The organism is Bradyrhizobium sp. Rc2d (genome assembly GCF_900099855.1).
Lineage (GTDB): Bacteria > Pseudomonadota > Alphaproteobacteria > Rhizobiales > Xanthobacteraceae > Bradyrhizobium.
The window spans coordinates 39,239-63,574 of record NZ_FNCU01000015.1 but is presented as its reverse complement, the minus strand read 5'-3'; the positions used below and the strand labels follow the sequence as shown (position 1 = coordinate 63,574).

The 24,336-nt window shown below is 64.4% G+C and carries 19 protein-coding genes; 13 read left to right on the top strand and 6 right to left on the bottom strand.

Annotated features, from left to right (window positions below; all coding sequences use genetic code 11):
* Positions 1-14: 14 nt before the first annotated feature.
* From BLV07_RS19690 to BLV07_RS19675, 4 genes are read left to right on the top strand one after another with little or no spacing between them, the layout of a single operon-like run.
* Entirely contained in the window at positions 15-488 is a 474-nt protein-coding gene (locus BLV07_RS19690; RefSeq protein WP_176945642.1) for a MarR family winged helix-turn-helix transcriptional regulator, read from the top strand.
* 2 nt (positions 489-490) lie between these two features.
* Entirely contained in the window at positions 491-2,542 is a 2,052-nt protein-coding gene (locus tag BLV07_RS19685; RefSeq protein WP_091888588.1) for an FUSC family protein, read from the top strand.
* Complete coding sequence (locus BLV07_RS19680) at positions 2,539-2,745, top strand: DUF1656 domain-containing protein (protein WP_091888586.1); 207 nt, start codon at positions 2,539-2,541, stop codon at positions 2,743-2,745. Before BLV07_RS19685 ends, BLV07_RS19680 begins: the two co-directional genes overlap by 4 nt.
* The gene (locus BLV07_RS19675; protein ID WP_091888584.1) at positions 2,742-3,608 is read left to right on the top strand and encodes an efflux RND transporter periplasmic adaptor subunit; all 867 of its coding nucleotides are present in this window, start codon (positions 2,742-2,744) and stop codon (positions 3,606-3,608) included. Before BLV07_RS19680 ends, BLV07_RS19675 begins: the two co-directional genes overlap by 4 nt.
* A 677-nt stretch (positions 3,609-4,285) precedes the next feature.
* Here BLV07_RS19675 and BLV07_RS19670 read toward each other — a convergent pair.
* Together BLV07_RS19670 and BLV07_RS19665 are read right to left on the bottom strand one after the other, a co-directional pair.
* On the bottom strand, positions 4,286-5,497 hold the full coding sequence (locus tag BLV07_RS19670) for an acyl-CoA dehydrogenase family protein (protein WP_091888582.1): 1,212 nt from the start codon (positions 5,495-5,497) through the stop codon (positions 4,286-4,288).
* A 48-nt stretch (positions 5,498-5,545) separates the two neighbouring features.
* Positions 5,546-7,171: a long-chain fatty acid--CoA ligase gene (locus BLV07_RS19665; RefSeq protein WP_091888580.1), complete on the bottom strand. Its 1,626-nt coding sequence runs from the start codon at positions 7,169-7,171 to the stop codon at positions 5,546-5,548.
* 176 nt (positions 7,172-7,347) lie between these two features.
* Between BLV07_RS19665 and BLV07_RS19660 the strand changes: the two genes are divergently transcribed.
* From BLV07_RS19660 to BLV07_RS19645, 4 genes are all read left to right on the top strand, one after another.
* Complete coding sequence (locus BLV07_RS19660) at positions 7,348-9,201, top strand: flavin-containing monooxygenase (RefSeq protein WP_091888578.1); 1,854 nt, start codon at positions 7,348-7,350, stop codon at positions 9,199-9,201.
* Between the two features lie 39 nt (positions 9,202-9,240).
* Positions 9,241-10,059: a lytic murein transglycosylase gene (locus BLV07_RS19655; RefSeq protein ID WP_091888576.1), complete on the top strand. Its 819-nt coding sequence runs from the start codon at positions 9,241-9,243 to the stop codon at positions 10,057-10,059.
* A 110-nt stretch (positions 10,060-10,169) separates the two neighbouring features.
* Positions 10,170-10,391 (top strand): hypothetical protein, encoded by a 222-nt coding sequence (locus BLV07_RS19650; protein WP_091888574.1) that lies wholly within the window; start codon positions 10,170-10,172, stop codon positions 10,389-10,391.
* Between the two features lie 12 nt (positions 10,392-10,403).
* A complete protein-coding gene (locus tag BLV07_RS19645) occupies positions 10,404-10,826 on the top strand; it encodes a hypothetical protein (protein ID WP_091888572.1) in 423 nt (140 codons plus the stop codon).
* Positions 10,827-11,393: 567 nt separating this feature from the next.
* On the opposite strand, the gene BLV07_RS19640 is transcribed toward BLV07_RS19645, so the two are convergent.
* Positions 11,394-14,582, bottom strand: a complete 3,189-nt coding sequence (locus BLV07_RS19640) for an efflux RND transporter permease subunit (RefSeq protein ID WP_091888570.1) — start codon at positions 14,580-14,582, stop codon at positions 11,394-11,396.
* A 175-nt stretch (positions 14,583-14,757) separates the two neighbouring features.
* Complete coding sequence (locus tag BLV07_RS19635) at positions 14,758-15,999, bottom strand: efflux RND transporter periplasmic adaptor subunit (protein ID WP_091888568.1); 1,242 nt, start codon at positions 15,997-15,999, stop codon at positions 14,758-14,760.
* 201 nt (positions 16,000-16,200) lie between these two features.
* Here BLV07_RS19635 and BLV07_RS19630 point away from each other — a divergent pair, with 201 nt between their 5' ends.
* Positions 16,201-16,806 carry a TetR/AcrR family transcriptional regulator gene (locus BLV07_RS19630; protein WP_091888566.1) on the top strand — a complete coding sequence of 202 codons (606 nt, stop codon included), beginning with the start codon at positions 16,201-16,203 and terminating at the stop codon, positions 16,804-16,806.
* Between the two features lie 9 nt (positions 16,807-16,815).
* Here BLV07_RS19630 and BLV07_RS19625 read toward each other — a convergent pair whose 3' ends face one another.
* Positions 16,816-18,324 carry an amidase gene (locus tag BLV07_RS19625; protein ID WP_244551150.1) on the bottom strand — a complete coding sequence of 503 codons (1,509 nt, stop codon included), beginning with the start codon at positions 18,322-18,324 and terminating at the stop codon, positions 16,816-16,818.
* A 522-nt stretch (positions 18,325-18,846) separates the two neighbouring features.
* Here BLV07_RS19625 and BLV07_RS19620 point away from each other — a divergent pair.
* From BLV07_RS19620 to rnz, 4 genes are read left to right on the top strand one after another with little or no spacing between them, the layout of a single operon-like run.
* Positions 18,847-20,061, top strand: coding sequence for a multidrug effflux MFS transporter (locus BLV07_RS19620; RefSeq protein WP_091888562.1), 1,215 nt, complete (start codon positions 18,847-18,849; stop codon positions 20,059-20,061).
* A 15-nt stretch (positions 20,062-20,076) separates the two neighbouring features.
* Positions 20,077-21,474: a guanine deaminase gene (gene guaD / locus BLV07_RS19615; RefSeq protein ID WP_091888560.1), complete on the top strand. Its 1,398-nt coding sequence runs from the start codon at positions 20,077-20,079 to the stop codon at positions 21,472-21,474.
* 15 nt (positions 21,475-21,489) lie between these two features.
* Positions 21,490-22,473: an antibiotic biosynthesis monooxygenase gene (locus BLV07_RS19610; protein WP_091888558.1), complete on the top strand. Its 984-nt coding sequence runs from the start codon at positions 21,490-21,492 to the stop codon at positions 22,471-22,473.
* Between the two features lie 29 nt (positions 22,474-22,502).
* Complete coding sequence (gene rnz, locus BLV07_RS19605) at positions 22,503-23,405, top strand: ribonuclease Z (protein WP_091888818.1); 903 nt, start codon at positions 22,503-22,505, stop codon at positions 23,403-23,405.
* 14 nt (positions 23,406-23,419) lie between these two features.
* On the opposite strand, the gene BLV07_RS19600 is transcribed toward rnz, so the two are convergent.
* Entirely contained in the window at positions 23,420-24,271 is an 852-nt protein-coding gene (locus tag BLV07_RS19600; RefSeq protein ID WP_244551149.1) for an IclR family transcriptional regulator, read from the bottom strand.
* Between the last annotated feature and the right edge of the window lie 65 nt (positions 24,272-24,336).

Genomic DNA, 24,336 nt, shown 5'->3' with positions numbered 1-24,336 from the left:
CCTATCTAATTTGCATGGCTCGTTCGCAGGCTCATATCCACGCCGAGATTGGCCGGCTCATCACGCGCCTTGGCCGTATATGGCGCCGCGAGTCCGACCAGGCGCTATCCGATCATGGCCTGTCCTATGCGACGGCGATCCCGCTGCTGGTGCTGTCGCGCCAGGGCGAAAACGTCCGTCAGGGCGTGCTCGCCGATGAATTGGGAATCGAGGGCCCTTCGCTCGTCCGCCTGGTCGACCTGCTCCAGGCCGAGGGCCTCGTGGAACGCCGCGAGGATCCGACTGACCGGCGTGCCAAAACGCTACATCTCACGAAAGCGGGTGAGGCCAAGGTCGAGGAGACCAACCGGGTGCTGCGCCGGGTGCGGGCGAGCCTGTTGAAGGATATCGGAGCTGAAGAACTTGCGATAACGTTCGAAACGCTCCAGCGCATCGAGCAGCGGGCCAGCCGCCTGCATGACGCCAAGACTGCTCCAGAGGCGAAATAGTCATGCGCGCCGAAGAGCCGTTCCTGGTCCGCCACGCGGACCTCATTTTCGCTTTGAAGACGTTCGCCGCGTCGATCCTGGCGCTCGTCATTGCCCTCGCGATGGACCTGCCGCGGCCTTATTGGGCGATGGCGACTGTCTACATCACCTCGCAACCGCTGGCGGGCGCGACGAGCTCGAAAGCGTTCTTCCGCGTGATGGGCACGCTGGTCGGCGCGACGATGACGGTGGCGCTGGTGCCCAACCTGATCGATGCGCCCGAACTCCTGTGCCTCGCAATCGCGCTCTGGGTCGGGCTCTGCCTGTATCTGTCGCTACTCGACGGCACGCCGCGCAGCTATGTCTTCATGCTGGCCGGATACACGGTTGCGCTGATCAGCTTTCCCTCCGTGTCCGAGCCTGGGAACATCTTCGATACGGCGGTGGCGAGGCTCGAGGAAATCTCCCTCGGTATCGTCTGCGCCAGCCTCGTCTCCACAATCATATTCCCACGCAGCGTCGCGCCCGCGGTTGCCGGCCGCGTCGATGCCTGGCTGGCGGATGCCCGCCGCCTCAGCCAGGTCGTGCTGCTGCGCGAGGGCACGAGTGAGACGCGCCGCGCCAGGCGCCTCAAGCTTGCGACCGACATCGTCGAGATCGACACGCTGTCGACCCATCTCGCCTATGACCGGTTGACCGACAGCAGCGCCGTAAGCGGCCTCAGCGAGATCTGGCTGCGCATGCTGATGCTGCTGCCGGTGATCGCCTCGCTCGAGGACCGGCTGGCGGCGCTCGGCGAAGAGGCCTTGCGGCGGCACCCCGAGCTGAAGCGACTTCTCGATGATCTGGCACAATGGATTGTCAGCGACGTCAGCGCGCGGCAGCCCGCCGACCAGATCCGCGCCACGATCGCCGAGCGGCAGGCAACGCTCGACGGCAGCGCATCCTGGGAGCGGATCATCACCACGAGCCTGTTGTTGCGGTTGCGCGAGCTTGTCGATCTCTCGCGCGATTGCCGCGCGCTCAGCCAGGCGATCGCCGAAAGCCGCAAGATTTCGACCGTCGATGTGGCGTTCCATTCCGAGGCCGGTGCTGCGCCCGTACGCCACAGGGATCGCGGCCTTGCGCTGTGGTCGGCGGCTGGCGCGGCCATCGCCATCCTGATCTGCTGCCTGTTCTGGATCGGGACCGGTTGGCCGGATGGCGCGTCGGCGCCGATGATGGCGGCGGTCGCCTGCTCGTTCTTCGCCGCGCAGGACGAACCCGCACGCTTCATCCGCAGCTTCGGCCTGTGGTCGCTGGTCGCCATCGTGGTCGTCGCGATCTACCTATTCGCGCTGGTGCCTGCGATCTCCCATATCGAGGTCCTGGTCATCGCGCTGGCGCCCACCTTCCTGCTCTACGGCCTTTTGATCGCACGACCGGCAACGGCAGGAACCGGCATGGCGCTCGCGGCCAATACGGCGACGCTGCTCGCGCTGCAGTCGATCTACAACGCGGATTTTGCGTCCTACGCCAATTCGGCCGCCGCCTTCTTCGTCGGCGTGGTCATCGCCGAGCTCGTAACCAGGATCGCGCGCGGCGTGGGCGCGGAGTGGATCGCCAATCGCCTGGTGCTATCGAGCTGGAAGACGCTTGCGGTCGCTGCCGAACGCCGCGGCAAGCGCGACCGCGCGGAGTTTGCAGGTCTCATGCTGCACCGGCTCGGGCTGCTGGTGCAGCGTATCGCCTTCCTCTCCGAGAGCGATCGCCGCGACGCCGACAGCTTGGTCCAGCTCCGCATCGGGCTCAACATCATCGATTTGCGCCGCGCCCGCTATGGCCTCGCCGCAACGACCATCCATGTCATCGACGACATGCTCGATCAGCTCGCCATTGCCTGCCGCAGATATGCGGGCGGTGGCATGCCGTTCGAGCTGCTGACGAGCATCGATCGGGCGCTCGCGCGCGCCGTCAAGGACCCCAATGACCGCGCGCGAGAAGATGCGTTGGTCGGCCTCGTCGGCATCCGGCGTGGCCTGTTTCCGGACGCGCCGGCCTATCGGCCAAGCTCAGGCAAGAGTGTTGCTGCATGAGATATCAGATCGACATCTACGGTGTGCAGGTGCCCGCGCTGCTGTTGTGGATCATCGTCGCCTATGTGCTGAGCGCACTGCTTCGCCGGCTCATGCAGCGTTTCGATCTCTACCGGCTGGTCTGGCATCGCGCGCTATTCGATTTCGCGCTGTTCGTCTGCCTCCTCGGCGGCGTCGTCTATTTCTCGGAGTTTCTGCCATGAAAGGGAATCTTGGTTGGCTTGCCCGCCTCGCGCTGACCATCATTGTCGTCGTCGCGGCGCTCGCCGTCGGCCGCGAGCTTTGGGTCTACTACATGGAGTCGCCGTGGACGCGCGATGGCCGCGTGCGCGCCGACGTGGTTCAGGTCGCCCCCGACGTGTCCGGCTTCGTCACCGAGGTGCTGGTCAAGGACAACCAGAAGGTCCATCGCGGTGACGTCCTGTTCCGCATCGATCGCGAGCGTTTTGCACTGGCCTTGCGGCAGGCCGATGCCCCGGTTGCCGGTCATCAGGCAACGCTCGATCAGGCCAACGCCGACCTGAAGCGCTACAGCGCGCTGACGACCGACGCGGTGTCGCAGCAGAAGCAGGAGCAGGTTCTGGCCACCCAACTCCAAGCCAAGGCGGCCTTTGATCAGGCCGTCGCCGATCGTGCGGTGGCCCAGCTCAATCTCGATCGCAGCGAGGTCCGCGCCTCCGTGAACGGCGTGATCACCAACATGAACCTGCGCCCCGGCGCTTATGTCACGGCCGGCAGGGGCGTGATGGCGCTGGTCGACACCGACACGCTGCATGTCGAAGGCTATTTCGAGGAGACGAAGCTTGCGCGCATCCGTGTCGGCGACAAGGTGCAGATCCGCCTGATGGGCGAGAAGGTCACGCTCACCGGCCACGTCGAGAGCATCGCCGCCGGCATCGAGGACCGCGACCGCGCCGAGGGCGCGAGCCTGCTTGCCAACGTCAACCCGACCTTCAGCTGGGTGCGGCTCGCCCAGCGCGTCCCCGTGCGCATCGCGCTGGATCATGTCCCCGATAACATGGCGCTCGTCGCCGGCCGCTCGGCGACGGTAGAGGTATTGGACTAATTCGCGTGATCGCGCGGTGGCAGCAAGCAGGGGAATCGCGTTTGGGCTGGGGAAAAACCGGCAACAAGCGTTTCAATGCCAAATCGTAGGGCTAATCCTGACTGGCGTATGTGAGTCGGGGAAGCTGTATGGGCGTTTGGTTTTTAGTCCTAGCAACCTGCGTCGTCGGCACGTTGCTCCTTTTGGCATTCTGCCGATAGGGCCGACAGCGGATGCACTTGTTGCTGCGAAGCATCAGCGAGCCGCTGAATAGCGGTTCCAGGCCGATGGCTTTTGACTGTGCATGGATGAGCGCGTTCACTTCCGGGATTGGAGGCGGACGTGAGTTGGTTGTTTGCGTTTCTCATTGCCGCGAGCGCAGTCATTCTGATCGCTCATGCGATTGATGCGATGCGTTCCTGATACTCGCTGCGGTTCGGGTCGCTAGCTATTGCAAACGACGACAATGTTCCGGCGCGGGCGAATTTCAATTTGAGGAACTTGACCTGTAGGTCAAGGTTGTCACAGCAGGAGGAAATACGATCATGCTTGCATTCTATCTGCCGATCATAATCTTCGGAGCGATACTCGAAGGAATTTCGAAGCCGCGTGCGTCTGCATCCACCCAGGAGCCGCCAAGCGTCGATTAGACTGCGATCCTCAATGCGTATTCTCCAGCACCATGAGCGAACGCCTCCTTAGGCGTTCGAGTATTTCTTCAGCTCGAACCGCGCGATCTGGTTTCTATGCACCTCGTCCGGTCCATCGGCGAGGCGCAGCAGGCGCGCGGTGGCGTAGGCTTGCGTCAGCCCGAAATCGTTCGAGGTGCCGCCGCCGCCATGGGCCTGGATCGCCCAATCGATGATCTGGCAGGCCATGTTGGGCACGGCGACCTTGATCATCGCGATCTCGGCCTTCGCCACCTTGTTGCCGACAGTGTCCATCGCGTAAGCCGCGTTCAACGTCAGCAGCCGGGCCTGCTCGATCATGATGCGCGCTTCGGCGATGCGCTCCTGCGTCACGGTCTGCTCCGAGACCGGCTTGCCGAAGGCGACGCGGCTGCGCACGCGGCGACACATCTTTTCCAGCGTGCGTTCGGATAGCCCAATGAGCCGCATACAGTGATGGATGCGGCCGGGGCCGAGACGGCCCTGCGCGATCTCGAAGCCGCGGCCTTCGCCGAGCAGCATGTTTTCCTTCGGGACGCGGACGTTGGTGAAGACCACCTCGGAGGCGCGGTCTGGCACGCCGTAGAAGCCGAACACGGGGAGGGGACGCTTTACCTCGATGCCCGGCGTGTCCATCGGCACCAGGATCATGGATTGCTGCTTGTGCCGGTCCGGATTGTCAGGATCGGTCTTGCCCATGAAGATGCAGATCTTGCAGCGCGGGTCGGTCGCGTTGGTCGTGTACCATTTGCGCCCGTTGATGACGTAATGGTCGCCGTCGCGCATGATCGAGCTTTCGATGTTGGTCGCATCGGATGATGCGACCGCCGGCTCGGTCATGGCGAAGCAGGAGCGGATTTCGCCCGCGAGCAACGGCTTCAGCCAACGCTCCTTGTCCTTCTCGGTGCCGTAGCGTTCCAGTACCTCCATGTTGCCGGTGTCGGGCGCCGAGCAGTTGAATACTTCGGGCGCAAGGTGCGAGCGGCCCATCACTTCGCAGAGCGGGGCATATTCGAGATTGGTGAGACCCGCACCGCGGTTCGACTCCGGCAGGAACAGATTCCAGAGACCCTCGGCGCGTGCCAGCGGCTTCAGCTCCTCGACGACCGGATAGACCTTCCACGGTCCGAGCTCTTCCGCCTCGCGATAGAACCGTTCCTCGTTCGGATAGATGTGCCGGTCCATGAAGCTCTCGAGCTTGCGCTTGAGCTCGACGACTTTTGGCGACATCGGGTAGAGCATTTTTCGTCTCCTTGATCGGTGGACGGCATTTGTTCCGAGCGCGGCGGTTCAAGCGACGCGGTATTCCCTGAACTTCTCGCGCAGCGCGGATTTGAGCACCTTGCCGGTCCCAGTCATCGGGAATTCGTCCAGGAATTCGACGGCGTCCGGCAGCCACCAGCTCGCAATCTTCGGGCGCATGTGGTCGAGCAGAGTCTTGCCGTCGACGCTCGCGCCCTTCTTGCGGACGACGAGGAGCAGGGGGCGCTCCTGCCATTTGTCGTGCGAGATCGCGACCACGGCAGCCTGAAGCACATCGGGATGAGACAAGGCGACGTCCTCGAGCTGGATCGAGGAGATCCATTCGCCGCCGGACTTGATCACGTCCTTGGACCGATCGGTCAGCGTGACGTGGCCTTGGCTGTCGATCACGGCCATGTCGCCGGTGATCAGCCAGCCGTCGCGGTCGAGGCCTTCCTCCAGCTTCATGTAGCCGGAGGCGACCCACGGGCCGCGAGCGCGCAAATGGCCGACGGTCTTGCCGTCACGCGGCAATTCATTGCCGGCATCATCGACGATGCGCAAGGCGGTGCCGAAACAAGCGCGGCCGGACACCTGGCGCCGGTCGAACTTCTCCTTGTCGCTGAGGTGCTCCGAGCCCGGCCGCAGGCCCGGCATCGAGCAGCCGAGCGCCTCGGTCATGCCCCAGGCCTGGATGTAGTCGATGTTGTAATCGCGCTTGAGCTTCTCGACCATCGCGCGCGGCGGGGCCGAGCCCGACGATAGGGTTGCGCGCAGAGTCGAGAACTTGTTGCCGGTGCGCCCGAGCCAGTCGAGCAGGATCAGCCAAAAGCTCGGCACGCCCGCCGACAGCGTCACCTTCTCGCCTTCGAGCAACTCATAGAGCTTGTCGGGCTCATAGTTGCGGCCGGGCAGCACCAGCTTGGAGCCGGTATAGGGCGCGGTGAACGGCATGTTCCAGCCGTTGCCGTGAAACAGCGGCGCCATCGGCATCATCACCTCGCGCACGCCTTCGACATGGCCCGGCAGGAAGTCGAAACTGCAGCAGGTCATGGTCTGCAAGATCGCGGCGCGGTGCGAATAGATCACGCCCTTGGGATTGCCCGTCGTGCCCGACGTGTAGCAGATGGTGGAGGCGGACTTTTCGTCGAACTCGGGCCAGGCGAAACCGGCCTCGTTCTCCCTGTCCAGAAGCTCCTCGTAGCAATGCACGTTCGCCAGCTTCGTCTGCGGCATCCGCTCGCGCGAGGACATCACGACGTAGCCCTCGATCCTCGATAGTTGCGGCGCGATCGCCTCGACGATCGGCAGCGTGGCCCGGTCGATGAACAGCAGCCGGTCTTCGGCATGATTGATGATGTAGACGAGCTGCTCGGGAAACAGCCGCGGGTTGACGGTGTGCAACACATAGCCCATGCCCGGCGCGGCATAGAACATCTCGAAATGGCGGTGGGTATTCCACGCCAGCGTGCCGACACGGTCGCCGGATCTCATGCCGAGCCGCTTCAAGGCGAGCGCCATGCGCTTGATGCGCGGATGGGCATCAGCATAGGTGTAGCGATGGATGTCGCCCTCGATCTCGCGCGCGACGATCTCGGCTTCGCCGTGATAGTCGGCGGCATACTGGATCAGGCCGCTGATCAGGAGCGGCATGTCCATCATCAATCCCTGCATGGTTTCCTCCAGACGCCACGTCGTTGCATGGCGCACGCTTGTGATTACGCGCGAGGTTAACGGAACGCCCAGCGACGTTCACGCAAAAAAGAAGCCGCGTGATTGCATGGCGCACTTTTTCAGGGCTAACTTCATGCGAACGGCCGGCGCAGCGGTGTCTGCCGTGGAGGAGACGAATGTCAGCGGAAAAACACAAGACCACTGCTGCCGGCGAATCTACGATCGATATCTCCGCCCTTCGTGCGCGCTATCGCGACGAGCGCGACCGCCGTTTGCGCAGCGAAGGCAAGGCACAGTATGTCGAGGTATCAGGCGATTTCGCTCGCTATCTCGACGATCCCTGGGCCGATCCCGGCTTCACACGCGCAGCTGTCAGTGAAGAGACCGAAGTGCTCATCGTCGGTGGCGGCTTCGGCGGCCTCTTGTGCGGCGCGCGCCTGCGCGCGGCCGGCATCGACGATTTCCGGATCGTGGAAAAGGCGGCCGATTTCGGCGGCACCTGGTACTGGAATCGTTACCCTGGAGCTGCCTGCGACACCGAGAGCTACATCTACCTGCCGCTGTTGGAAGAGACCGGCTACATGCCGGTGCGCAAATACGCGCGGGCTCCGGAGATCTATGAGCACTCCCGCCGCATCGGCCGTCATTTCGATCTCTACGCGCGTGCGCTGTTTCAGACCATCATCTCACGGATGGAGTGGCAGGAGCAGGAGGCACGCTGGCTGGTCGAGACTGATCGCGGCGATCGCATCCGCGCGCGCTTCGTCATTCTCGCCGGCGGACCGCTGAGCCGGCCGAAGCTGCCGGGCATTCCCGGCATCGAGACGTTCAAAGGCCACAACTTTCACACCAGCCGTTGGGACTATGACTACACCGGCGGCACGGCTGAGGGCGGCCTCACCGGCCTTGCCGACAAGCGCGTCGGCATCATCGGCACCGGCGCGACCGCCGTGCAATGCGTGCCGCACCTCGGCCGTTCGGCAAAGGCGCTTTACGTCTTCCAGCGCACCCCGTCCGCGATCGGCGTGCGCGACGACCGACCGACGGACCAAGCCTGGGCACAAAGCCTCAAGCCAGGCTGGCAGCGCGAGCGCATGGACAATTTCACTGCCGTGATCTCGGGCGAGCCGTTCGAACGGGATCTGGTGCAGGACGGATGGACTGGTCTGCTCGGCGAGATCCTGCTGGCGCCGCGTCGCCAGCCGCAGCCGGTGACCTCGCTGGAAGAGGCGCTCAGGGTGATCGAGCAAGCCGACTATCGCAAGATGGAGGAGATCCGCGCCCGCGTCGATGCGATCGTTAAGGACGAGGCGGCCGCGGCGGCGCTCAAGCCCTGGTACAAGGCGTTCTGCAAGCGGCCGTGCTTCCACGACGAATATCTCGACACGTTCAATCGTCCCAACGTGCATCTCGTCGACACCAAAGGGCAGGGCGTCGAGCGCATGACCGAGAATGCGGTTGTGGTCGACGGCAAGACCTATGAGCTCGATTGCCTGATCTATGCCAGCGGCTTCGAGGTCGGCACCGATTACGCCCGCCGCATGGGCTTTGAGGTCTATGGCCGCGACGGCAGGAGCCTGTCCGAGCGCTGGCGCGACGGCGTCAAGACGCTGCACGGCTTCTACAGCCGCGGTTTCCCGAACTGCTTCCTGATCGTCACGGTGCAGGCCGGCCAGAGCGCCAACTTCCCGCACATCATCGACGAGCAGTCGCAGCACATTGCCTATGTCATCGCAGAAGCGCGCAAGCGCAAAGCGCGGACCCTGGAGCCGACGCTCACGGCCGAGAGGGCCTGGGTCGACGAGGTCGTCAAGGCCGCGCTCGGCCGCCAGACCTATCTCGCCGAATGCACGCCCGGCTATTACAACAATGAAGGCGTGCTCGATCCGATCGCGGCAAGAAACAGCCAATATTGGCGCGGGCCGGTGGCGTTCCTGCGGCTACTCGATACATGGCGGAAGGAGGGCAACCTGGAAGGTCTCGAATTGTCCTATGATCGCGCCATGGAGTCGGCGCTTTCGAGCGGGTAAGATCGCGCCCGGATCGGTACAGGACGGGAGACAGTGGGTATGATCAGGGGCAGGGCTGTTGCGGGGGCGGTTTTTGGCGCGATGGCGCTGCTTGGCTGCCTGGCGCCCGCCGCCGAGGCCGCGCAATGCGGCAGCTCGCCCGCCGGCTTCGAGGCCTGGAAGCGCGAATTCGGTGCGGAGGCGCAGGGCAAGGGCATCGGCCCCACCGCGCTGTCGGCCCTGATGCAGGCCAATTATGCCAGCGCAACCATCGCAGCCGATCGCGGCCAGCGCAGCTTTTCGCTGACACTCGACCAGTTCCTTGCCAAGCGCGGCGCCACCACCATCGTCGTCAAGGGACGGCAGCTCAAGCAGTCGCAGGCCGCCTTGTTCGCCTCGATCCAGCAGCGCTACGGGGTCCCGCCGGGGCCGCTGATCGCGATCTGGGGCATGGAGACCGGCTTCGGCAGCCAGCGCGGCAACCAGAACATGCTGTCGTCGATCGCGACCCTTGCCTATGACTGCCGCCGTCCCGAATTCTTCACCGACCAGCTCTATGCCGCCTTGAAGCTGATCGACCGCGGCACGCTGTCGGGTTCGACCCGCGGCTCCATGCATGGCGAGGTCGGCCAGACCCAGTTCATGCCCAAGAACATCCTGGCCTATGGCACCGGCAATCTCGATGTGGCTGCCAACGCGCTGAATTCGACGGCGAATTTCCTCAAAGCCCATGGTTGGCGCGCAGGAGCCGGTTACCAGCCCGGCGAGCCGAATTTCGCCGCTATCGAGGCTTGGAATGCGGCCGGGGTCTATCAGAAGGCGATCGCGCTGATGGGTCGACAGATCGACGAAGGAGGTGGGGCGGCAGCCTCGCGCTAAGTCGTTCAGCAAGGCGTGATGCGCCGGCGCGAGAAAGTTGTTGCCATCGGGAACTGACGGCACGACGTTTGCTTTGATCAGGTTCAGGGGTGGGCATGAGGAGACTCAACATGGCAACCCAGATTGTGATGGACCAGACCGGCGATACACGCCACGAGTTTGATCCTGGCAATGCCGAAGCGCTGGCGCGAGCCGAACGGCGCTTTCGGGAGCTGACCGGAGCCGGCTTCACCGCCGCGCTTCGAACCGGACCCGGCGAGGTCACTCGTATCAGATCGTTCGATCCGACCGCGGAGGAAACGCTGTTCTATCCGCGCCTGGTCGGCGGTTGATCTGAGCTGATCATGATCGCGGCAGTTTGGCTCCGCGGCCCGGCGCGTGCGCGTCTGCACGCGCTGCGCGAACTCTATCGGCGCTTCTTCGGCGAGAACACGCCGGATGCCCGGGGCCGCCGGCTGCTCGCCGAATGGCTCTCGTCCGCTCAACGCGCGCAATTCGAACAGCATCGGTATTTCGACGTCGTCGGCTGCGACACCGGCAAGACCTATCGCATTCACTACGGTACCGCAGCCAACGTCCACGAAGTCGACGATGAAGGCCGAGCGACGATGGGATGGTGCTTCGTCCCGTCAGGCTTCCTCGTGCCCGGCGACGTGATGCTGGCGCAGAAGATTGCGCTCGAGACCGACGAAAGGGGCGCGCTTGCGCTCGCCAATCGGTTTCCTGCTGCAACGCATTCCGAGCACTTTTACCGGCGGCCATTCTAGCGCCGGGAGGATGGATTCGAGCCGGCTACGAGGCTTCACCTCTCCTTCGGGAGAGGTGGAGCCAACTCGGCAACGATGTCTGTCAGAAGTGTGTGGTGCGGTAGGCGTCCAGCGCATGCGCCGCGAAGACGCCGATGCTGCAAAGGGCGAGCAGGGCAGAGATCAGTTCGATCATAGCACGTCCTCCCGCAGCGGGTGGGCGACGAGATTCTGGCAGCATGAATATTCGTAGATCAGGTCGAGGAAGAATTGCATGGTGGCCGTCCCTGTATTTATTTTGACAACCACTTAACCGGCCATCTGTTTCAGGCGTGTTTCGTCGCATCGGGAAAGGGGTTTCGCCGGGAACCCCCGGGCCTGTTTTGTGCTCCGCGGACCCGCTACATCTGGTTCTTCTCCATCCTCTTTCGCCATGCGCCTCCGGCGGACGTGGCATCATGTTGCGAAGCAAAATCATGGCGTCGGTCGCCGGCTCCGCGGCCGGCGTGATCGCCTTTCATCACGTCAACGAGACGGTCTTTCGCAAGACCGTGCTCGTGTGTTGCTGCTCTTGAGGATTTCCCTGATCTAGTGACCCACCGTCTGGACCGGCGCCGCGCTGGTGTCGCTGCCGTGATGCGTCAGCGGCTTCATGCCGGTGACGGTCCGCAGCAGCACATAGAACACCGGCGTCAGGAACAGGCCGAACACGGTGACGCCGATCATGCCGGAGAACACGGCAACACCCATGGCGCGCCGCATCTCCGAGCCCGCGCCGGTCGAGAGCACCAGCGGCAGTACGCCCATGATGAAGGCCATCGACGTCATCAGGATCGGGCGCAGCCGCAGCCGGCTCGCCTCGATCGCGGCGCGGATCGGCGTGCGGCCTGCGAATTCGAGCTCGCGCGCGAATTCGACGATCAGGATCGCGTTCTTGGCGGAGAGGCCGACGAGCACGATCAAGCCGATCTGGGTGAAGACATTGTTATCGCCCTTGGAGATCCAGACGCCGAACATCGCTGCCAAGAGGCCCATCGGCACGATCATGATGATCGAGAGCGGCAAGGTCAGGCTCTCATAGAGGGCGGCCAGCACCAGGAACACCAGCAGGATCGCCAGCGGGAACACCCAGATGCCGGAATTGCCGGCGATGAACTCCTGATAGGTCAGGTCGGTCCATTCGAAGGCAAAGCCCGGCGGCAGCACTTCCGCCGCGATCCGCGTTGCCGCTTCCTGCGCCTGGCCCGATGAAAAACCGGGCGCAGCCGCCGCGTTGATGTCGGAGGACAGGAAGCCGTTGTAGCGGATCGCGCGCTCCGGCCCCGCGCTCTGGCGGATCTTGAGCAGCGCCGACAATGGCACCATGTCGCCCGAGGACGAGCGCACCTTCAGCTGCCTGATGTCGTCGGCGCGAGCGCGGAACGGCGCATCAGCCTGCACACGGACGGAATAGGTGCGGCCGAACTTGTTGAAGTCGTTGACGTAGTAGGATCCCAGGTAAATCTGGAGCGTGTTGAACACCTCCGTCACGGGCACGCCGAGCTGGAGCGCCTTGGTGCGGTCGATGTCGGCGAACAGCTGGGGCACGTTGACCTGGAAGCTCGAGAACACGCCGGCGATCTCCGGGGCCTTCTGCATCGCCGCCATGAACGCCTTGGTCGCCTCGTTCAGCGCCTCATAGCCGAGACCGGCACGATCCTCGATCTGGAGCTTGAAGCCACCGATGGTGCCGAGGCCGTTGACCGGCGGCGGCGGGAACATGGCGATGAAGGCTTCCTGGATCCCGGCATATTTCTTGTTCAGTTCGGCCGCGATCGCGGGCCCGCTGAGCGAGGGATCCTTGCGCTCGTCGAACGGCTTGAGCGTCGAGAACACGATGCCGGCGTTGGAGGAGTTGGTGAAGCCGGAGATCGACAGGCCCGGGAAGGCGACCGAACTCTCGACACCGGGCTGGGTCAGCGCGATGTCGCTCATCTTGCGGATCACCTCTTCGGTGCGATCGAGCGTTGCGCCATCGGGCAGGCGGGCGAAGCCGACCAGATATTGCTTGTCCTGGCCCGGCACGAAGCCGCTCGGCACCTGCTGGAACAAGAGGGCGGTGAGGCCGACCAGCACCGCGTAGAGGCCCATCACCGCCGCCTTGCCCGAGATCACCCTGGTGACGCTGCCGCTGTAGTTCTCCGAGGAGCGTGTGAAGGCCTTGTTGAAGCCGCGGAAGAACCAGCCAAGGCTCTTTTCCATGATGAGCGTGAGCCGGTCCTTCGGCTCGTTGTGGCCCTTGAGCAGCAGCGCCGACAGCGCCGGCGACAGCGTCAGCGAGTTGACGGCCGAGATCACGGTCGAGATCGCGATCGTCAGCGCGAACTGCTTGTAGAACTGTCCGGTGAGGCCGGAGATGAAGGCGAGCGGCACGAACACCGCGATCAGCACCATCGCGATCGCGATGATCGGCCCCGAGACCTCGCGCATCGCCTGATAAGTGGCATCGCGCGGCGACAGTCCGGCCTCGATGTTGCGCTCGACGTTCTCGACCACGACGATGGCGTCGTCGACGACGATGCCGATCGCGAGCACGAGTCCGAACAGGCTGAGCGCGTTGATGGAGAAGCCGAACACGTGCATCACTGCGAACGTGCCGACGATCGACACCGGAACGGCCAGCAGGGGAATGATCGAGGCGCGCCAGGTCTGGAGGAACAGGATCACGACCAGCACCACCAGCGCGATGGCCTCCAGCAGCGTGTGGATGACAGCCTCGATCGAGGAGCGCACGAACTGGGTGGGATCGTAGACGATCTGGTAGGACACGCCCTCCGGCATGTTCTTCTTGATCTCGGCCATGGTGGCGCGAACGTTGTCGGAAATCTGCAGCGCGTTGGAGCCCGGCGCCTGGAAGATCGGGATCGCCACCGCCTGCTTGTTGTCGAGCAGCGAGCGCAGGCCGTATTCGGAGGCGCCAAGCTCGATGCGCGCGACGTCGCGCAACCGCACCACTTCACCGCGGGCGCCGGTCTTGACCACGATGTCGCCGAACTGCTCCTCGTTCGCGAGGCGCCCTTCGGCATTGACGGACAGTTGCAGGTCGATACCCCTGACGTTCGGGGAGGAGCCGACCACGCCGGCGGCGGCCTCGACGTTCTGCGCCTGGATCGCTTTGACGATGTCGCTCGCGGTCAGCCCATGCTCGGCGGCCTTCTGCGGATCGACCCAGACCCGCATCGAATAGTCGCCTGCACCATAAAGCTGCACGTCGCCGACGCCGTCGATCCGCGCCAGCCGGTCCTTGACGTTGAGCACGGCGTAGTTGCGCAGATACGTCATGTCGTAGCGGCCGTTCGGCGACAAGAGGTGCACGACCATGGTGAGGTCGGGCGACGATTTCTTGGTGATGATGCCGAGCTGCCGCACCACGGCGGGCAGGCGCGGCTCGGCCTGCTGCACGCGGTTCTGCACCAGCTGCGTCGCCTTGTCGGGGTCGGTGCCGAGGCGGAACGTCACCGTCAGCGTCATCGCGCCGTCGGTGGTCGCCTGGCTCGACATGTAGAGCATGTTCTCGACGCCGTTGATCTGCTCCTCGATCGGCGTCGCCACCGTCTCCGCGATCACCTTGGGATTGGCGCCGGGATAGGTCGCGCGCACCACGACGGACGGCGGCACGACATCGGGATATTCCGAGATCGGCATTGCGAACAGCGAGATCAGGCCGGCGAGGAAGATCAGGACCGACAGCACGCCGGCAAAAATCGGACGATCGATGAAGAATTTTGAGAGATTCATGGCTTTGCCCCTGCGCGAGAGACAACTCTCCCGTTGTCCGGGACGCAGGTGTCGCCCATGAACCCGGAATCGAGATGCGATGTCTTGGTCGTTATGACTTCGTCATTCCGGGCGCGGCTCCGCCTTCGCTCTTCGAGCTTCGGCTCGACAAGCCGCGCGAACCGGAACGACGTAACTAGCGTTGCACCACGTCCTGATTGCTGTGGTTGGATGCCTGCTGCCCTCGCGCGCCCATCGTCGCCACCTCCGTCTTGAGGAGGGCGCCGGGACGCACGCGCTGCAAACCATTGACCACGATGCGGTCGCCGGACTTCAGGCCCGCGGTGACGATGCGCAGCCCATCGACGGCGCCGCCGAGCGTGACCGGCCGGTAGACGGCGCGGCTGTCGTCACCGACCGCCATCACGAACTTCTTGTCCTGGTCGGTGCCGATCGCGCGTTCGTCGATCATCACCAGCGTCTGCTGCTTCGGTTGCCCCATGCGCACACGGGCGAACTGGCCGGGGATGAGACGCCCGTCCTCGTTGCGGAATACCGCGCGAACGCGGATGGTGCCGCTCTGGCCGTTGACCTGATTGTCGATCAGCTGGATGTGGCCCTTGGCCGCAAGGCCGCCGGAGGTCGTCATCTCCACGGGGATCTGGTCGAGCTTGCCGCGCCGGCCGGAGCCATCTGCAATGGAATTCAGCGCGCGCAGCACGACCTCTTCGTCCGCATCGAACGAGGCGTAGATCGGATTGACCGAGACCAGCGAGGTCAGCACCGGGGAGGCGGTGCCGGCGGCGACGAGATTGCCGACGGTTACCTCGATCTTGCCGACGCGACCGTCCACGGGCGCGCGCACCTCGGTGTAGTCGAGATTGAGCTTTGCGGTTTGGAGCGTTGCCTCGGCCGCCTTCACGTTGGCGATTGCTTCACGATTGGCATTCTCGCGCTGGTCGAAATCGCGCCGCGTCACCACGGCGTTGCCGACCAGCTGCGCGCCGCGCTCGAGCTCGCTCTGGGTGAAGACGACGCGCGCTTTGGCGGCCTCGAGCTGGGCTGCGGCCTTGTCGACCTCGGCCGCGTAGGGCGCGGGATCAATCTTGAACAGCACGTCGCCGGCCTTCACCAGCGCGCCTTCAGTGAAATTGGTCGACAGGATCGCTCCAGCCACGCGCGGGCGCAGCTCGACACGGTTGATGGCCTCGAGCCGGCCGGAGAAATCGTCCCACAGCACGGTCTGGCGTGGCTCGATCATCGCGACGGTGACGGAAACGGCTTGCTCGGCCGCGGCGGCCGTTGCGGTCGCCTGGGCCGTACGAAAATAGTGACCGGTCGCGATCGAACCGGCTACGGCCAGGGCGCCCACGATGGCCACGCCACCGAGAAGGCGGCGAAAACGGCCGGTACGGGCGGTATTTTGGGAGAGGTGCATTTGCGCGCTCCAGATATGTAGTGTTCACTACAGATGTGGAGCTGGATACCGCAGCGCAAGATACTTATGTACCGTTCGCTAAGAAAATTGTAGCTGCATACCGCAAGAATTGGAAGACGGCAGAGAAAATAAAGCTAGAACAAATAGATAGGATTTGGCGTTAAGCTTCCAGCAGAACGCGAATTCGGAGGAGAGAGGCAGATGGGCATGGGACGCCCCCGCGAATTCGACGCCGAGGTGGCGTTGGACCAGGCGATGGAAGTGTTTTGGCGCCACGGCTATGAGGGCGCCACCATTGCCCAGCTCACCGAGGCCATGGGCATCAATCCCCCCAGTCTCTACGCCTGCTTCGGCAACAAGGAAGGCCTGCTGAAGGCCGCGCTCGACCGCTACACTAAGCTGCGGGGCGTCTGGATGGACGAGGTGGTCGCAGCCCCGACCGCCCGCGCCGTCGCCGAGCGGATGCTGATGGGCATCGCCGACAAGCAGACCGATCCCGCCAACCCGCCCGGCTGCCTGCTCGTGCAGGGCGGCATCGCCTGCGGCACCGGCTCCGAGAACGTCCCCTTCGAGCTCGCCGCCCGCCGCGCCCAGAACGAGGACCAGCTCCGCGACCGCTTTGTTCGCGCCAAGGCCGAAGGCGATCTCAGGGAAGGCGCCGATCCCGCCGCACTCGCGCGCTATGTTTCGGCCGTCGCGGTCGGCATGGGCGTGATGGCGTCCTCAGGCGCGGATCGCGAGGCGCTGCGGCAGGTCGCGAGCGTCGCCGTAGAGGCGGTCGAGGCGCAGTCGGCCGACAAAACGTAACGGCCTTTGTTATTTCGCGAATTGCGTTGAAGGCAGTGACGGTGGCGGCACAAAGCCGCCGAACTCGCGCTCGAGCAGGCCAGCCAGCGCAATCGTCGTGCGGTCCTCGAGATAGGGGCCGATGATCTGCACGCCAATCGGCAAGCCCGCAGGTGTGCGCTCGATCGGAACGGCGGTTGCCGGCAGTCCGCAGGTCGAAGCGGGGTCTGCCCAGATGAAGCACGCATCGGCGTAAGGATAGAGCTTCCCATCGATGTCGAGTTGCCGCGCGTCGAACGGCTCGGACTGGTCGTGTGGAAAGGCCGGCACGGCAGCGGCCGGGTAGATCACTGCGTCGAACTCGCGGAACAGCTCGTGCCAGCGTTGCTGCAGCTGAAGCCGCGCCGCGTCAGTCGCCAGCCATTCGCGGTGGATCATGGCCCAGCCGCGGGCGCGTTCGGCCGCCAGGCTGCGGTCGTCGGGCGAGAGTGCGGCGGCAAGGCCTTGCGCCTCTGCGAGGGCGGCTGGTGTCAGGCGTGGACTTCGCGCTGCGTTCAGCAGCTTCATGTAGAGCCGCGCGGACTGGGCGAGATCGGGCAGCGACGCACTTGAACGTGCGACTTGCGCGCCTGATCGCTCGATCCGCTCGGCCAATCGTCCAATGGCTGAACGCACGGCCTCGCCCGTCGGCATCAGCGGATGGCTATCAATCACGAGGATCCTGAAATCCCTGAGCTGGTCATGTCGCGGAGCAGGCAGCGCCAGGCGATAGCCGATCCCGTCGCGCATTTCGTCGGGGCCGGCAATCACGTCGAGCGCCAGCGCCAGGTCCGCGGCAGTGCGCGTCATCGGCCCAATGACAGCCAGGTCCCCCTGGCTAGGGACGGGCGGTGCCGGCGGCAGGCTGTATCCGCGCAGCGGGACCAGGCCGAGACTCGGCTTATGTCCGAATACACCACAGAAATGCGCGGGCACCCGGATCGAGCCGCCGATATCCGAGCCGATCGAGAGCGGACCGAACCCTGCGGCCAGTGCCGCGCCCGATCCGCCTGAGGAGCCGCCGGGCGACCGGCCGAGGTCCCACGGATTGTTCGTCGTCCCATGGATATCGTTGTAACTCTGAAAATCCCGTAAGCCGATCGGGATGTTGGTCTTGCCGATGATGACGGCGCCCGCCGCCTTCAATCGCGAGACGACCAGGGCGTCCTCCGCTGGCTGGAAATCCCTGAAATGCGGAAAGCCCCATGTCGTCGGCAGGCCTGCAACGTTGAACGGTTCTTTCATGGTCACGGGAATGCCGAGGAGCGGCCGTCGCTCGCCGCGGCCAAGCGCGGCATCGGCGGCGCGTGCGGCGTCTCGTGCGCGATCGAAATCGCGGACGATGACGGCATTGATCTGCCCGTCCAACGCCTCGATGCGCGCAATCGTATGGGCGAGCAGCTCTGACGCGGAGATCTTGCGCGCGTGCAGGGCGCTCAGCAGTGTGCTGATCGAGCCGTAGTCCAAGTCAGCGGCATCTGCAGCCGGCGCTCGTTGCATCACGGTCTCCATTGTATCTCATCGTCGCGTCGAGGCTCTTCCGGCCGCAAACTGGTCCGGGGGATCGAACATGCAATCTCGGGAACGGGATGGGAAGGCGGCCGTAGTGGGAACCAGATCTGCCCGCCGGTCGGGGCGGAGGCGGTCGCGATCCGCGATGCCTTTCCGAGCGGTTAACGGCGCCGGCTCGACTTGCGAATTCACAATCGGCGATCATGCAATTCTGCGCCTGTTTTGCCCGACGTGTCAAACGTTCCCCCGCGCAGGGCTCGCGCCGCCAGGTGCGGAATTCTTCAATGATTTGTACTGTGCATGGGGTTGTTTTCGCGTTTTTTGTTTGAGTGCCCGGCTGGCAGCAAAGATCGCAACGTCGGCCAATCAAAATCGGTACCGATACGGGAACGCCTAAGAGTTTTTACACACAGTTCTGGCACGCTCCACGCGTCAAGACCGCACCTGCATCGTCGCATCTCATTGCGCGCACGAAAAGACAGGCCCGCGGCCATCGAGGGGGCGTAAGCCATGACTGCAGTTGCGTCGGACGCCGGTCGCGCGAAGGGGATCGTGCCGATCCTGCTGTGCGTCGTGCCGTTCAGTCAGATTCCGCTCGACGCGTATACGCCGGGCCTGCCGCAGATGGTGGTGGACCTCGCCACTGATGCGGCTTCGATGCAGAACACGGTCACCGCCTACATGCTCGGCATGTCTCTCGCACTGGTGCCGGTCGGCATCGCCTCCGACACGCTTGGTCGCCGCAACGTCCTGCTCGCAGGCCTGTCAGTGCTCATCGCGATGAGCGTTGCCTGCGCGCTGGCCACCAGCGCATCGCTGCTGCTTGCGCTGCGTTTCCTCCAAGGCATCGGCGGCTGCACCTGTCTCGTCGTTGCCTATGCGGTCGGAGCCGACTGTTTTCGTGGCCGCGAGCTCACGGCGATCTCCGGCCTGCTTGGCGCCGCCTGGGGGCTCGCGCCCGTGCTGGCGCCTGCAGCAGGCGGCTTCATCGTCGAGCTGACGTCGTGGCGCGGAGTCTTCGTCGTCATTGCCATCGCCGCGGCAATCGTCGCCGCGATCGTCATGCTACTGCTGCCGGAAACATTGCCGGCGGAGCGGCGAGCGCCGTTCGATCCGCGCCGCACCGCCGGCATTCTGCGCGAGGCTCTCGTTCGCCCGGGCTTTCTCGCCTTCGTGCTGGTGTTTGCTGCCGCAGCCAGCGCGCAGTTGGCATTCGGCGTCGTCGCGCCCTTCTTCTACCAGACCGGCCTCGGTTATTCCGCCGCCATCTATGGACTCGTCGCACTGGGACTTGGCGGGGTGAATCTCGCCGGCGAACTCGGCTGCGCACATTTCGCGCGCTTCATGCCGGCCCGCATGCTCGGCTTCGGCGCCTTCGCGCTGTTTCTCGCCGGCGCCGCGCTGCTGACCGCGACCGGCATGGTCCTTGGTCTCGATCTTGCGTCGATCACGATGGGCGGCGCGCTGGTGCTCGGCGGCTGCGGCGTGCTGTGCCCGATGATGTACGGCATGGCGCTCGGCCTGTTCGAGCGCGACCACGGCCTGATCGGCGGCCTCATCAGCGCGCTCTGCTACCTCGCCGTGAGTGGTGCCATGGCAATCGCGGCGGTGTTGCCCGAGGCGACGCAGGCACCGATCGGAGGGCTCTATCTCGGTCTCTGCGCCATCGCGGGCACGCTGCTTGCGATCTCGCTCCCCTCGGCACGCCACGCCACACAGAATTAAGGAAGGAACCAAATCATGACCACCGTCGGTATTCGCGGCACGTTCTTCGACTTCGTCGACGATCCCTGGAAGCACGTCGGCAACGAGCAGGCCGCCGCGCGCTTTCACCAGGACGGCCTCATGGTTGTCACCGACGGCGTCATCAAGGCGTTCGGTCCTTATGACAAGGTCGCCGCCGCGCATCCGGGCGTTGAGATCACTCGTATCAAAGACCGCATCATCGTCCCGGGCTTCATCGACGGCCACATCCATCTGCCGCAGACCCGCGTGCTCGGGGCTTATGGCGAGCAACTGCTGCCTTGGCTCCAAAAGTGGGTCTATCCGGAAGAGCTCAAATACCGGGATCGCAACTACGCACGCGAGGGCGTGAAGCGCTTCCTCGACGCGCTGCTGGCGTCCGGCACCACTACCTGCCAGGCGTTCACGAGCTCCTCGCCTGTCTCAACCGAGGAACTGTTCGAGGAAGCGGCCCGCCGCAACATGCGCGTCATCGCGGGCCTCACCGGCATCGATCGCAACGCGCCGGCCGATTTCATCGATACCCCGGACAATTTCTATCGCGACAGCAAGCGGCTGATCGCGCAGTACCACAACAAGGGCCGCAACCTCTACGCCATCACGCCGCGCTTCGCCTTCGGTGCTTCGCCGGACCTGCTGAGGGCGTGTCAGCGCCTCAAGCACGAGCATCCGGACTGCTGGGTCAACACCCACATCTCCGAGAACCCGGCCGAATGCAGTGGCGTGCTCGTCGAACACCCGGACTGCCAGGACTATCTCGGCGTCTACGAGAAGTTCGATCTGGTCGGACCGAAATTCTCCGGCGGCCACGGCGTCTATCTCTCCAACAACGAGTTCCGCCGCATGTCCAAGAAGGGCGCGGCGGTGGTGTTCTGCCCGTGCTCGAACCTGTTCCTCGGTAGCGGCCTGTTCCGCCTCGGCCGCGCCACCGATCCGGAGCATCGCGTGAAGATGTCGTTCGGCACCGACGTCGGCGGCGGCAACCGCTTCTCGATGATCTCCGTGCTCGACGACGCCTACAAGGTCGGCATGTGCAACAACACGCTGCTCGACGGCAGCATTGATCCGGCGCGCAAGGATCTCGCCGAGGCCGAGCGTAACAAGCTCTCGCCGTATCGCGGCTTCTGGTCGATCACCCTCGGCGGGGCCGAGGGTCTCTACATCGACGACAAGCTCGGTAATTTCGAACCCGGCAAGGAGGCTGATTTCGTCGCGCTCGATCCGAACGGCGGGCAAGTCGCGCAAGCGTGGCACCAGTCGCTGATCGCCGACGGCGCCGGGCCGCGTACGATGGACGAGGCAGCGAGCATGCTGTTCGCCGTGATGATGGTCGGCGACGATCGCTGCGTCGACGAGACCTGGGTGATGGGCAAGCGTCTCTACAAGAAGGACTGAGGCGGACCGCTGCCAATGAGCGCATCTTCTGACACAGCCGGCCAGCCGGTCGCTCTCGTCATCCAACGTCGCATCGCTGACGATGGCTTTGCCGCGTTCGCGCGGTGGAACGGCGAGGTCGGCGAGGCGCTCAAGGCCTGGCCCGGCTTCCTCAGCCAGGAGGTGGTGCCGCCCCAGCCGCCGGCCCATGTCGACTGGGTGACGATCCTGCGCTTCGCGAGCCCGGCCGCGGCCCGCGCCTGGCTTCAGAGCGACGCGCGGGCGCGGCTCATCGCAGAGGTGCAGCGCTTCTTCGTCGGTTCGGAAGACGTCCATATCCTGCCCGACACCGGCGTGCAGCGCGACAGCGCAGTCTCCGCCGTGATCTCCTTCAAAGTCCCGGACGGACTCGAGGATGCGTTCCTCAAATGGCAGCAGCGCATCCAGGCCGCGGAAGCCGAGTTCAAGGGATTTTTGCGCCACAAGATCGAGCGGCCGATTCCAGGCCTGCACGACGAATGGATCATCATCCTGTCGTTCGACAGTGATGCCAACCTCAATGCATGGCTGGACTCGCCGTTGCGGCAGTCGCTGCTGAGGGAAGGCGAGCGCTTCAACGCCGGCATGAATGTGAAGCGGGCGAGCTACGGCTTCAATTTCTGGTTCCCGGCCGGAAAGGCGCAGGCTCCGGAGCAAGGGCCTGGCCTGATCTGGAAGAGCAACCTCATCGTCCTTCTGGTGCTCTATCCCGTGGTCTACCTCTGGGGCTATTTCATCAGCGCGCCCTTGATCGACCGCCACGGCGTGCCGGTCTGGCTGTCGCTCTTCGTCGGCAATCTTGTCAGCACGCAGCTGCTCGGCTGGTGGCTGGTGCCCGCCGCCTTTAGGGCGCTCGATTGGTGGATCTCGCCGAAGGCGAAGATCGGCCGCCAGATCGCAGGCTATGCACTCCTCGCCGCGCTCTATGCCGCGTCGATGGGCCTGTACGCGCTGCTGCTCGCGTGGCATTGGGGACGGTGAGACCGTCCACAACTGGACACGTGACGACCATGTTCGCCCTGACATTTCTCGGAACCTCGGCCAGCGTTCCGTCGGTGGAGCGCAACCATCCGGCGCTGCTGGTGGAGGCGGCGGGCAAGCGCATTCTGGTCGATTGCGGCGAGGGCACGCAGCGCCAGTTGCTGCGCAGTGGTGCCGGCTTTCGGCGGCTCGACCGCATCCTGCTGACGCATGCCCATCTCGATCACGTGCTCGGCATCCCCGGTCTCTTTTCGACGCTGGGCTTACGGCAGAGCGCCGACGTGATGACCATTCATGGCGGGCAGGGCACGCTCGATCTCGTCATCCGGATGCTTGCGGGCCTATGGGGCGTGGGCAGGGCGCCGATCGCGGTGGAGTTCTCAGCCCTGACCGAAGGGCAGGTCATGGACGCCGGCGACTTCACCATCGACTGCTTTCCTATTCGCCATCGCGACACCGACAGTTTTGGCTTCGCGTTCCAGAGTCCCGCCCGCCGCCACCTTCGGCCGGAGCGCCTTGCCGAACTGGGCGTTCCAGACGGACCGATGCGCGGAGAGTTGGCCGCGGGACGACCAGTCGTGATCGCCGATCGAACGATCGATCCGGAAGACGTCCTGGGGCCGCCGAGCGGCGGCAGGAAGCTCGTCGTGATCGGCGACACCGAGACCACCGAAGACCTCTCCAAATACGTTTCTGGCGCCGATCTACTGGTGATCGAGGCAACGTTCCTCGATCGCGACGCATCGACCGCGCGGGACTATGGGCACCTCACTGCGCGCGATGCGGCTACGTTTGCGGCCGCGACCAACGTCGGCCAGCTCGTGCTCACGCATCAGTCGGGCCGCTATGAGGACGATGAGGTCCTTGCGGAGGCAGCCAGGATTTTTCCGAACACCCGGATCGCTGCCGACTTCGATCGCATTGCCATCTAGCCTCGAGAGGCCGTTCAGCTCGTCAATCCGGACTTGATGGCGAGGTCCTGCACCTGGCGCGTCACCTGCATCAGGCGCGGCAGCGCCTGGTCGCGAAAGGCTGGCATGTCCATGCGCACGGCATCGATGGTGACGCTCAATCCGGCGATCACGAGACCCTGGGCGTCGAAGATCGGCGCTGCCAGCGTGCGCAGGCCATAGGCGTTCTCGCCGTCGGAGACAGCGTGCCCTTTCTTCTTCACCTGATCGAGCCGGGCGAGCAGGGCGTCGAGATCGGTAAGCGTTCGCTCCGACAGTTTGACGCGCGGTCGCGACTCCAGCCGTGCGATCTGCTCGTCCCGCGCCAGATGCGCCAGCATGACATGGCCAAGCGCGGCACTATAGGCGGGGATTCGCGTGCCCGGCCGGCGATCCATCTTGTGGCGGTCGAGGCCCGCGCCGACCCGTGCGAGATAGACCACGTCGCCGCCGTCGAGGATGCCGAGCGAAGCCGCATCGCCGACATCAGGCACGAGGTCGCGCAGCAGCGGCTCGACGATCGGCCGCAGCGATCCGTGCGACAGCACGGTGTAGCCGAGATCAAGGCAGGCAACGCCGAGGCGGAACCGGCGACTCTGCGGAACGGCCTGGAGGTAGCCGAGTTCGATCAGCGTCTGTATGAGGCGGAACGCCGTCCCGCGATCGAGGTCGGCCCGTGCGGCAATCTCACTCAGGGTCAGCTCGAAGGCCTCGCTGGTGAAACTCTTGAGCACAGCAAAGGCCTTGCCGACGGAAGCGACGTAATTCTTTGGATTTTTCGCGTCAGTGTCCGATACGCGCTTCGTGGCCTTCTTTTCGACCTTGGCCATGCTCGAATGTCTCGCCATGACATGTCCCCTTGACGTGGCGGCAAGCTGATTTTACCACGGGACAATCCAATAACAAATGTTCG